Here is an 11,054-nt window from a genome sequence, read left to right as displayed (position 1 = left end):
AGGAGTAGTTCAAGTGGGGCGTTTTCAAGTGGCAACCCCAACACAAGGTATCCACCGGCGCCCTGAGTTTGACTTCCTCCAGGGATTGCGCCTTTTTCCGGTCGGGTTTTTCTTCGTGGCAGTAGGTGCAGTGGTCTTCGATGATTTCACCGTGTTCATCGAGCATGGCGTGGATGTTGGGGCGTTCGTGTTTTTCTTCTTCGTGGCAGTTGAAGCAAAATTGCGAGAGGTCGGAATACGGCCCGCCGCGCAGAAAGTTTGGATCGTCCTTGTCCACTTCCTCGAAGGGAATTTCGTCTATTTTGTCGATACCGTGGCATACCGGACAATCCAGCTTGCCCTCCGGGGGCATTTTCAAGGGAGATCGGATGGTCATGGTTTTGGGGACGGGAACATCCACTAAATGATGGTGGGGCGGGGTCTTTGGCTTTTCCTCCGCCACGGAGGCAACACAGATCAACATTCCCATTAACACCCATCTCATGGTTACAATCCAGTCATCCCCGGTTTGCCGTGGGTGTGGCAAAGGCGGCAATCATCGCCAACCCGGTGCACGCCGGACAGGCCGTTGCCGGTATCCACCAGGGCGTCTTCCAGGGGTTGCTTCATTTCGTGGCAAAGCACGCACAGCTGGGAATAATCGCCGTGATCGATGACCTGGACGGGGATGTCCTGGTCCCGTATCTCCAGGGCGAAGGCGCCTTTGGAACTGTTATCGATAATATGTTTGGGATTGTTGGTGCCGTGCATGGCGTGACAATCGGTGCAGGCCAGGGTGACGCCATAGCGGTAAGGCGGGCGCAATCCGGCATAAATACGTTTGCCGCTGCCGGAGGGGATACCGTGCTCGTCCATGTGGCGCCAGGTATAGGGGATCATGGTAAGGGGATCTTGCAGGCTCCTGCTGCGCACCGGAAAACCCGGCTGTTGGTGGAGTCGGTTATGGCAGCGCAGGCAAAATTCCGATTCGTGGCGGTAGGGTTCTTGCACGCCGTTGGCGTCGGGAAAATGGGTGAGATCAATTCCTAGTTCCCAATTACCGTCCATGTCTGACGCCTGGTGACATACTAGGCAATGGTGGTCTTCTAAAGGCTGATCGATATCTATGTTGAAATCGTGTTGATGGGTCCCGGTTTGTTGGGGAGAAAAAGGCAGATCTTGTCTGTTGTGGCAGATCAGGCAGCGGCGCGGCCGGTCCGTGCCGTTGCTGCCGTGACAGCCGGTACAGGTTTCAAACCCTTTTTTTGCCACGATGCCCCGGATATGGGGGGCGTCTTTATGAATCCTGGAAAGGACATGGCAACTAATACAGCGGGGCCTGCCCCAGCCGCTGTGACGTTCAGTCAGAAGCAGTTGGCCTTTTTCCAAAGATACTTCAATGTTCTCTACGGTATAAGCCGATTGAATAAGCAAAGTGAGAATGAGTACAAGCAATCGCATCATTCCCGCCTCCGGTGACAATCGTCACAATAAAAATTATTGTGGCAGCGGCCGCAATTGGAGGGCATGGTGCGGGCTTCCATGCCGTGCAGGGTGATATAGCCCAAAGGATGATATCCGGTGCCGGAGATTTCCCGGCGGAAGTGGCAATCGGTGCAAAAAGACAGCTCCAGATGACACTCCCGGCAGGCTCGCTCGTCCTTGCGCGCGGTTTCGGCGTGGTGCTGGATGTAGCCGAACTTATGATCCTCCGGCCAGATTTTGGTTTTGTCGGGATGGCACAAATCGCAGCGCCAAGGCGCCCGCCTTTCCACCACGTGGCAGTCGTGACACATAGCTTTGAGGGGTTCGTTAAGAATTTCCGTCATGGCCCGCAGTTTTTCGGGATCGGTTTCCCGGGTGGGCTGATAGGAATGGCAGATCATGCACATATCCCCTTCCTGCTTCATGATCTCCATGTGAACGTTGTGGGGAAAATAAATATCCGGTTTTCTCTCTTCTCGTTTTTCCCACCAGGTTTTTTCCTTGTCTTTACTGTATGGAGGGTGGGGAGCAGGGGAGTGGTTTTCGGGACGCCGTGAATCCATCCCTGGAGGCTCGGACGCGGCCGTCCAGGCCGCGTACGCCCTCAAACCACTCCCCTGATCCCCACTTGCTTCTTTCAGGCATCGGGGTGAAAAAAGGATTTCTTGACTGTCAGGGTCTGGATCAACTGATGTGCATGTTTTCATGAGGTCTATGTCGGCAGTCCCTGGCCGGGAATAAGATGATGCAGTTTCCTGGCCCTGGGCTGACGATACCGGTGGGGACGGGATCTTGGATATTCCCGCGGCAAAGGCAGCCTCTAAGATAATGGTAAATAGACAGACGATCAGCGCTTTCATTGCTTGGGCATGAACCGGTCTAAGTAATAGATAAACCGCAACGCGCCCACATAATCATCCCTGCGCTTGCTGTTGGCGATGTAGGAAAAAGAAAGGATGACCACTTTACTGAAGTCAATCATATACCGGCCGCCGATTTCCGCCCCCCGGGCCCAGTTGACGCCGTAGAGCAATTTGTCTTCCCGGCGCAGGGCGGCGTTTAGATGCCACTCCAGGCGCGAGTTGACCGGTTGGGTAATGCCGCCATAAACGCTGTGCGCCCGTTCCTGTTCCAGTTCGAGAAAGTCATACAGCAGATTGATCCGGATTTGTCCTGGGAGGGAAGCGTCTCCACCGGCGCGCAGGCCATAGCCATCCTTACCATCTACTTTGGTGGCCCTTTGGCCGCCGATAAAATAATGCCAATTTTGTGTTGGCCGATGATGTAATTCCGCCCGGAATAGGCTTTGTTCCCCCAGGGCATAGGCGCTGACAAACCGCTCCCGGAAAGTGGGAAAGGGATTTCTTGGCCGGTAGTATTCGTAATTGCTGCGGAATCTCAGATTATCGGTCAAATCCAGACGCAAATTAAAGAACACGTCCTCAAAAGCCTTGCGGTCAAACCGGTAAACGGTATTGAGCCCGGTTTCAAACGGGCGGCCCGCCAGCTTGCCGGTATAGTTGACGCCACCGCGCAGACGGCGGGAACTCCGGCTGTTCCTAAATTGCTGGAATCCACTGCGGAAGGAAAAAGAAGAGAGCGTGAGCCAACCCCACTGCCAATCGAGCTGTTGCTGATATTCCCCCGCCACGCCAAAGACATAATCCCCATCCACCGATTGCACCTGATCCATCCGGTGGGGATTGCCGCCGTAGAATTGCCAATGCCAACCGGACAAGCGATAGTCGAATTGGGCGCCATCGAGCGTATAGAAGCCGCTGACGTCGGTGCGCTGAAACCGGCCCAGGCGTAAATGGCTGTCTAGAAATGTAAAATGCTTCTCCAGAAAAGCCTGGTAGAGTTTTCCCTGGCTATCGTTGGCCAGGCTGCTGATCCGTTGCGCCGCGGAAATCTTCATTTGCCAATCCTGCTTCAGGGAAATCAGGCGCGCATCTCCCCATAACTCGCCAAGGATGCGGGGATCTTCGGTGAAACGATTGTCCACCTGGAATTTAGCTTCCAATGTGGCGCTGACATTGAAGGCGAAGACAGCCTGTGGAAGCAGCACCAAAGTGAGCGCCAAAGTGAGTTTTTGGGCGGGATGCACGGATGAAAAGACAACGCTGATTATTATTTGTCCGCATCCCGGGTGGTTTCGATATACCACGCATCGCCCTTGCGTTTTTTCAGGACTACCGCCCAGGTTACCAGGGAGGCCACGACCACGGCGCAACTGCCGCATCCGGAGCAGAGACCCTGGCTCGGGACGGTGCAACGTACCGCCAGTCCCGCTTGCCCTCCGGCCAGGCCGGCGCCGGCGAGCCAAGGCGCGGTTTTGGATGTCAGATTTGATATGAAATGGTTACCAAGCATGAGCATTACCTTCTTTTTTCAGTAATATGTCTACCCAGAAAAAAGAGCGCATCCCTGCGCTCTTAACACACCATCCCTGATGTTTCGGGAAGGTCGGGGTTACAAATCCGCTACCGCGAAATAGCCGGGTGAATTGGTGTAGAAAAGGACATAGCCGTCTTCCGCGTCAAAATCCAGTTGCCGGGTTCCCTTGGGCGTTGGAATATTGGGGTTCGAAGTGGGACCCCGGGGAATGAACTGGATGATGTCGTTGGGATCAATCCGGTGAATTTCCAGGCCATCGACGGATGTCAGCACTTCGATGCCATTCTTGTCCTTGGCCCGGCCCCGGTACGGCAGTTTCACAATCATCCGGTTGCCGAATAACTCCCGCAGGGCGTTTTTGTTTTCATCCAGCACGCTGATTCTGACCGCATCCGATGCCAGATCGCCAAAGCCGCGGCTGTGGATCAGATCCACCAGTGACTGGCTTTTGGGATAGAGCAGGCTTTCCACCCGCCACTTCGGCGCCAAGCTATTGGTAATGGTATTGGCAGGCAGCGCGGCCCCCCCATTTTTCAATGTGGGTTTGCCATAGCGTTGGGCAAATATGAAATAACTCGGGCCGCCATCATCCGGCGCTTTGGCTTTGAGATTCAGCTTTTTGATGCCTTCCGCCATGGATACCTTTTTGAAGTATCCGCCAACGAAGCGGCTGTTGGTGGCATCGTTCACAGTCATAAAAGGGTCCACCAAGGTAGCGAAGAGGATGTCGTTTTCATTCTCATAGATGGTGCCATCCTCGGCCAGCTTCATGTAGGGCATGCCCATAACCACGACCCCTTCCTGAACCAGCTTGGGATCGGGCAGGGTGGTGACTTCCTTGCGGTTACCGTCGCCCAGCACGCCGTTTTGCGAGAGCAGCGAGCTGAAAGAGCCATCCTGCTTCTTGTCGTGGCACCGGCCGCAATCGAGGGCGGACACCGCAGGCCGGACGTTATGGGAAATGATGTACTCGTTGGATTCCATCCACACCATTTTTACATCCGGCTGGCGGCCTTTGAGTTGCGGTCCATGACGCATCTTCATCAGTTTGTCGTAGGCCTTTTTCAGCGACCGGTAGCCATCGGCATCCAGGGGATCGCCGATGCGCAGGCTGCCGTAGGAAACCCTTGCGGTAACCTGGCCCGGGAGCTTTTCTCCGGTTTCAGGATCGATGATATCGCCCACAAAGCGCTTGCGGCCATCGACTTCCACCTCGACGTTGTTGCCGTCGGCGTCCTTTTGCAGTTGCACCACCAGTCCCCGTTCAAAGCGGGGCAGGGCCCAGCCGGTGGTGGTATCAATCCACAGATAACGCAGGCGCGGATTGTAGGTGACAATCTTGCGCTGGTGGTTTTGGTCGTCGCGGTAACGGTACATGATCTGAAGTGGCTTGCCCCCGCGGCCTTTTTTGTTGGTGATGTGGCAAGTCTGGCAATTCAATACCCTAAAATGGGTTTGTACGACTTTCTCCAGACTATCTTGTGGATATCCCAGCATGTAACCGCTGTTTTTCCACCGTTCCAGATGGGCGGCCAGTAGGGTTGGCTGTTTGGATGGAATGACCGGTGGCTCGCCACGCGCGTTCTGACCTTCCACGTGACAGTATTCGCAGGTGCGGATACCGTCGGCGAAGTCCAGGTCGTTGCGGATATCCATGTCCGAATGGCCTTTCAGGAAGTTATGATCCTGATCCAAATTGATGTTCTCAAACTTGCCTTTGAAGTATCCCCGGCTGTGGCAGACGTTGCAGTTATCCATAATACGGGATTCGCCTTGCCAATATTTACCCAGGTCCTTGCCTTTGTGGACGTCGTCCTTGTAATCTTCCACCAGGGTTTGATCTTCGGGGTCCAGCTCTGCTAGGGCATCATCGCCATAGCCATAAAATCCCCGACGGGAATTACTGGTGCGATGACAAGCCATGCAGTTGTCAGTTTCGGCAAAGCGCATCATTTTTACGTGGATTCTGCCCCTATCGTCAAAGGCCACCGGGTTCCAGTGGATAATGGGTTTGCCTTCCGCATCCTTCTTCAGGGTGTAATCCTTACCTTCTTCGTCCCATTCCCGTTCCACGGTTAATGCCTTCAAAGGCTCGCCTTCCTTGCCGGCGTTAAGATTGACGAACTCCCAAATGGTATTGGCGGCATAGCGGAATTGTTTTTCACTAATAAATTCCCGCCGGGCGCTGCGGTAGTCACCAATCATCCCTCGCCGGCCTTTCATTCTTTCATCGGGCAGAGTCATGGTGTCGGAATTGACATGGCACCACATGCAGTCGGCTTCCAGTAGTCCGCTTTTGTGCCAGTCCCATTTGGCGACGGTGAGCTTGTCGGTGTCTTCATTGTTCTCGTCGGTGCCCCGGTTGTAGTAATCCCCATCGTAAGGCGGAATGGTGGCCGGGTCCCGCTCGGTGTAGCGGATGCCATGGCGGTCTTTTTCCCCGAAACCGCCACCCACGTGACAGCTGGAACAATCTATGAAGCCAGCGGCGCCGTAGTCGCGGAACATTTCCTTATAGCCGTTTTTCTTGTTGGCGAGCAGGGTGGGTATGCTGCCTCCCATGCAGTTGAACCCGCCAAACCAGCCGGGGCTTACCAGGGATTTGGCGCCCAGAAAGTTATTGAACTTTCCGAAGTTGTCATTGCCTTCGTCCCGGCCCATTTCGAAGTGATAGGCGCTGGTGATTTTGTCGTAGTCGTGACACCCGGAACCCGCGCAAGATTTCCTCGGGCTGTAGGGTTTGCCGCTTTCCAGGACGTGTTTGCCATCTTCATCCAGCAACGGGATGGCAGGGTGATCCAGTGGTTTATCAATATCATTGACCTTGGCTTGAAGCGCAGGGGATTGTATCAGTAGCCCCGTCAAGGCGAGGGTAATCAAACGTGCCGAGAACATGCGATCCTCCGGAAAAATTCTAATTATGAGTATTGGTTTTATTGCAGAATCCGGGCCATTTTTAAAAATGGCTTGTAAATGAAAATGTTCGGAAGAATCCTGGATGATATGGCGTGTTCCAGGTGTGGCAAATGACGCATTCCGTAGGTCAAATAACACAATCAGGGTATCTAGATTGGGCGTCACTCAATTACCAAGTGGTTGTTGGCACTGGGAAATTATTATTGGCAGGGAAGTTGCGTTTATTTCAACATCTAGAATGATTGGGAAGGTGCGTTCAATGAAAATTGTCGGCTATGCTGCTTCCGTGCTACTCCTAGGAGGGATTGGCAGTATGTCATCAGCGGCGGAAGACGAGGCATTTCAAAGGATTGTGCCGGTTGCGTTTGAAAATATCGCCAAGTTCGGGCAGTCCCTCGATGTGAAAAACGGCTTGGCGGTGATTGGAGGACACGACAGAGCCGTGGTTTTCCAACGTGACTTTCCGCTTCCGGATCAATGGGGGCAAGTTGTGGCATTTAGCCCTAAGGATTCCGCCCAGGCAAAAGGTTTCGGCGCCGCCGTCACCTGGGTGGATCAGGCATTGGCGGTAGCCGCCCCGAAGGAAGACACCGGACGGGTTTACCGCTATGGAAAAGACCCGGCGGGAAACTGGCGTTTGCTTGAAGTGATTCAACCGCCGGAAAGTCAAGCCAGCCAGCGATTCGGCACGGCGCTGGCCTCCCATGAAGGGTGGTTGGCGGTGGGTGCGCCATTTGCCGAAGTCAAAGAGGAAAAAAATGCCGGCAGGGTTTATCTGTACCATTGTCCAGCCGGACAACCTTGCGGGCTTGCCGCCCAAATAAGCGATCCCACGCCCGAGGCCGATGCCCGTTTCGGCCTCTCCCTCGCCATGACCGGGCAGTGGCTGGCGGTGGGATCGGTGGCCAAGGATGTAGTGCAATTCAAGGGCGCGTTGATACCGAAATCCGGCGTTGATACCCAGAACTTCGCCATTGCCAAGGGAGACGCGCCCTTTTGCGGGGAGGATGTGGGGGCAGTGTTTATATATTCCCTCGCGGCATTGCGGGAGGGTAGCACCGTGCCCGCCGATTCCCTGGCGCCGCCGGATGCCGAGTGCCTGCAACAGTTCGGCGCCGCGCTGGCGCTGGAAGGAGATCTTCTGGCGGTGGGTTCCCCGACCAAGGATGTGGGGGATAAGCTGTTTTCCGGCGTGGTGTATGTTTACCGCGCACTCGGGAGGGATGGCGGGAGGAGGTGCTATTGGCATCGGACAAAACCGCCGAGGATGGCGCCTTTGGCAGCCGTCTGGTGTGGAGGAACGGCCAACTGTTGATTGGCGCGCCGGGAGAAACTGCGGCCCGATTCCGCAGTGGCGCCGCTTACTTGATCGTCAAGGAAGCAGGTCATTGGCATTCCCACAGGAGATTGTCTCTTCCCAAAGGCAGGCCCCAGGACCGCTTTGGATCGGCGCTGGCAATGACCGAAGAGGGGATTTTCATTGGCGCGCCGGGCCGGGAACTGCAAGGACACAAGGATCATGGCGCGGTATATCTGGCAGGATCGGTCAATTCGGCGGTTTCCGGCCAATATGATTTTATTTCGGAAACCCTGACCCTTGATCCCGTCAAAGTAGCCGGGGAAAACCGTTATTACCGGGCGCGGTTGGCGCGTGATACAACGGTGGCCGGTTTTCGGTTTATGCTCAAGGATTTGCGGGAAGTTATCTCGCCGGCGGGAAAATCCGCCTTTTATTTTCCCGCCGATGGCCGGGTTCACATTCCGGATCTGGAAGTGCTGTTAACCGATGGCAGCCGCCGTCACTATACCGTGGATTTGATCCGGGAAAACTTAGCGGATACATTGCGGTTTCAGTTATTGGGAGTGCATTAATGTCAGTCAACTTTCGTTGTTGGTGGATAATGGGAATCCTTTGGGGACTGACCTTTTCCAGTCAGGCAAGCCAGTCCATTTATTCACCGGTGGAAAGGGTTTTGACCGTGCCCGCGGTGCGGATTGGCCCGCAGGACTACCGTCTGGCGCGGCTGCGGCGGGTTGGAGACGGGGATCAATGGCATTTCCTGCTGGAAACGCTGGAACCTTATCAAACCCAGCCCGGGGAAGTCAGCGCCGTTTACAATCCGGCCACCAAAACAGCGCTGCTGGATGAGGTCGTGGTGCCGGCAGGTGTTGGCAGCAAGCCGGTTTACCGCGTGGAAATGCGGCTGTTGCCCACCTTGGCCGGAACCCGGTTGCTGGTCACCCGGGCCTGGGATCAGGCGGATCGTTTGGCGTACCGCTTGCTGGGAGAAGGCGATGGCGCCTTATGGCTGCCCGATCAAAAGGGCTTTGACGCCTTGGCGGTGACTTCCACCAATGCGGGACTGGTGGGGGTCAAGGAAGTCAAGTTTGTGATCACCGATGTGGATACCCCCAATCCGGTGCTCTATTTCCAAAACAGCGGGCGTTATCCCTACCATTTCGACTTTGTTTATACGGCGCTGAAACGATATACCGATCAACCCTACCAGCAGGCGAACGCGTTGTTCAGCGCGGAGACCTATTTCAGCCGCCGGCGCCGCAATCTGGCAGGTTCCATCGTCTATTATCCAGCCACGGACCGTTACGCGCTGGAATTTTGGCCCACCGACCCGGTATCGGGCGAGCATATCGTGCAAGCCTACCGGTTGATGGTGAAAGCGCTGCCTTTTGCCGCCGGTAAATTGGTCTACCACCCGGTGGGTGAAACCCACCTGGAATTGTTGGATCAACATCAACCAATGTTGCAGGAGGCGGGTGTTCCGGTCATCGACTCCAAGGCGCTTTTTGGCGATGTTCAACAGGCGGTGCTCAATCCCGGGGAAAGTTACGGCCGGTTGCGCGTGGTTCGTCCCGGTGATCCCGCGCCGGGTCTCCGGGATGTGGCCATTTTGACCTTTGTTCCCAATGATCTGGGCAGGGTGGCCGGGATTATTACCGAAACGCCCCAGACCACCTTGTCTCACATCAATCTGCGGGCCAAGCAGGATCGCCGTCCCAACGTCTTTATCCGTCAGGCGTCCCAACAAGCGGCCATCGCGCCTTTGATCGGTCAGTGGGTGCATTTCCGCGCCACCGCCAAGGGGGTGGAACTGTCAGCGGCAACCCGGCAAGCGGCGGAGGACTGGCTTGATAGTCTGCGGCCGGATTCCCCCGCCATCCCGGCAAGTGATCTTACGGCAGTCGAACCGCAACCTTTGTCCGAAATCGGCTTTTCAGACTGGCGGGCATTCGGGGTCAAGGCCGCCAATGTGGCCGAGTTGGGAAAAATATTACCCGAAGGGGTGGCGCCGGCAGGTTACGCCGTTCCCTTTGCCCTGTACGATGAGTTCATGAGCCTGCCCCGCTGCGGCGAAGATCAAACCGGGCTTTGCGGTCCGGGAGAAACCGGAACGTCATTTTATGACCAGGCGCGGGCCATTTTGGAAGATGCGCGTTTCCCCAGCGATGAAACATTCCGGGCCGAAGCCTTGAAAGCGTTGCGCAAGCGCATCAAACGCGGGGAAGCGCCCCAGGCCATGATAGATGCCATTGAGAGGGTCCGCCTTTTCTGGGATCCGCCGGGGCCGCCTTATACGCAATCTTTGCGTTGCCGCTCCAGCACCAACAACGAAGACTTGCCTGGCTTCAACGGCGCGGGGCTATACCGTTCCACCACCCACCAGCCGGACGAAGGACCGTTGATCGAGAGCGTGAAAAAAGTCTGGGCCAGCCTGTGGACGGACGAGGCTGTGGAGGAACGGGAGTTTTGGCGGGTGGATCATTTCAGTACCTACATGGGAGTTTTGATTCATCCCAATTACGGGGATGAACAGGCCAACGGGGTGGCGGTCAGCAAAAACCTGTACAATCCCATCTGGCCGGGCCATACCGTCAATGCCCAGTACGGCGAAATTTCCGTGACCAACCCGGAGCCGGTGACTATCGGTGATCAAGAGATTTTTCCTGTCCCCGATGAATATGTCATGGCGCGATTGCCGGCATCCAGTACCTCCGAAGCCTGGGAAACCGTCTTCCTGCGCCACTCCAACATCACCGAAGTGTACGGCCGGCCGGTCACCACGGAAACCGTGCTGACTTCGGAAGAAAGAGATCAACTGCGCCGCTACCTGGGTCTGATTCACCACCATTTCAAAAAGCGTTATGGTGGCGGGGACGGTTTCGCCATGGAGATCGAGTTCAAAATCACCGAAACCGATGACGGCAGCCGGGGACAGTTGGTCATCAAACAGGCGCGGCCGTGGGTGGATTGAAACTGG

Annotated in this window: 8 protein-coding genes and 1 pseudogene; 3 read left to right on the top strand and 6 right to left on the bottom strand. The window is 55.6% G+C overall.

Annotated features, from left to right (window positions below):
* The 6 genes and pseudogenes from AXA67_02430 to AXA67_02405 form a co-directional block, all read right to left on the bottom strand.
* Positions 1 to 469 (bottom strand): annotated as a pseudogene (locus AXA67_02430) (hypothetical protein).
* Positions 470 to 486: 17 nt separating this feature from the next.
* A complete protein-coding gene (locus tag AXA67_02425; GenBank protein ID KXJ39404.1) occupies positions 487 to 1,440 on the bottom strand; it encodes a hypothetical protein in 954 nt (317 codons plus the stop codon).
* The gene (locus AXA67_02420; GenBank protein KXJ39409.1) at positions 1,440 to 1,898 is read right to left on the bottom strand and encodes a hypothetical protein; all 459 of its coding nucleotides are present in this window, start codon (positions 1,896 to 1,898) and stop codon (positions 1,440 to 1,442) included. Before AXA67_02420 ends, AXA67_02425 begins: the two co-directional genes overlap by 1 nt.
* A gap of 422 nt (positions 1,899 to 2,320) precedes the next feature.
* On the bottom strand, positions 2,321 to 3,571 hold the full coding sequence (locus tag AXA67_02415; GenBank protein ID KXJ39403.1) for a hypothetical protein: 1,251 nt from the start codon (positions 3,569 to 3,571) through the stop codon (positions 2,321 to 2,323).
* Positions 3,572 to 3,594: 23 nt separating this feature from the next.
* Positions 3,595 to 3,837, bottom strand: coding sequence for a hypothetical protein (locus tag AXA67_02410; protein ID KXJ39408.1), 243 nt, complete (start codon positions 3,835 to 3,837; stop codon positions 3,595 to 3,597).
* Between the two features lie 99 nt (positions 3,838 to 3,936).
* Positions 3,937 to 6,942 carry a hypothetical protein gene (locus tag AXA67_02405; GenBank protein KXJ39402.1) on the bottom strand — a complete coding sequence of 1,002 codons (3,006 nt, stop codon included), beginning with the start codon at positions 6,940 to 6,942 and terminating at the stop codon, positions 3,937 to 3,939.
* 148 nt (positions 6,943 to 7,090) lie between these two features.
* On the opposite strand from AXA67_02405, the gene AXA67_02400 reads away from it, so the two are divergent.
* Genes AXA67_02400 through AXA67_02390 form a run of 3 tightly spaced genes read left to right on the top strand, consistent with a single transcriptional unit; the run spans position 7,091 to position 11,048 of the window.
* Positions 7,091 to 8,092 (top strand): hypothetical protein, encoded by a 1,002-nt coding sequence (locus AXA67_02400; protein ID KXJ39401.1) that lies wholly within the window; start codon positions 7,091 to 7,093, stop codon positions 8,090 to 8,092.
* Complete coding sequence (locus tag AXA67_02395) at positions 8,089 to 8,649, top strand: hypothetical protein (GenBank protein ID KXJ39400.1); 561 nt, start codon at positions 8,089 to 8,091, stop codon at positions 8,647 to 8,649. Before AXA67_02400 ends, AXA67_02395 begins: the two co-directional genes overlap by 4 nt.
* Positions 8,650 to 8,678: 29 nt before the next feature.
* The gene (locus AXA67_02390; GenBank protein KXJ39399.1) at positions 8,679 to 11,048 is read left to right on the top strand and encodes a hypothetical protein; all 2,370 of its coding nucleotides are present in this window, start codon (positions 8,679 to 8,681) and stop codon (positions 11,046 to 11,048) included.
* The last annotated feature ends 6 nt before the right edge of the window (positions 11,049 to 11,054 follow it).

Origin of the sequence: Methylothermaceae bacteria B42, from assembly GCA_001566965.1 — a bacterium.
Classification (GTDB): Bacteria; Pseudomonadota; Gammaproteobacteria; order Methylococcales; family Methylothermaceae; genus Methylohalobius.
Note: the sequence above shows the minus strand (reverse complement) of the source record. Positions and strands in the feature narration are given on the sequence as shown.

Excerpts from the sequence above, each read along its gene's own strand:
- AXA67_02425 (KXJ39404.1), bottom strand. The coding sequence starts at position 1,440 with ATGCGATTGCTTGTACTCATTCTCACTTTGCTTATTCAATCGGCTTAT.
- AXA67_02420 (KXJ39409.1), bottom strand. The coding sequence starts at position 1,898 with ATGGAGATCATGAAGCAGGAAGGGGATATGTGCATGATCTGCCATTCC.
- AXA67_02410 (KXJ39408.1), bottom strand. The coding sequence starts at position 3,837 with ATGCTTGGTAACCATTTCATATCAAATCTGACATCCAAAACCGCGCCT.
- AXA67_02400 (KXJ39401.1), top strand. The coding sequence starts at position 7,091 with ATGTCATCAGCGGCGGAAGACGAGGCATTTCAAAGGATTGTGCCGGTT.
- AXA67_02390 (KXJ39399.1), top strand. The coding sequence starts at position 8,679 with ATGGGAATCCTTTGGGGACTGACCTTTTCCAGTCAGGCAAGCCAGTCC.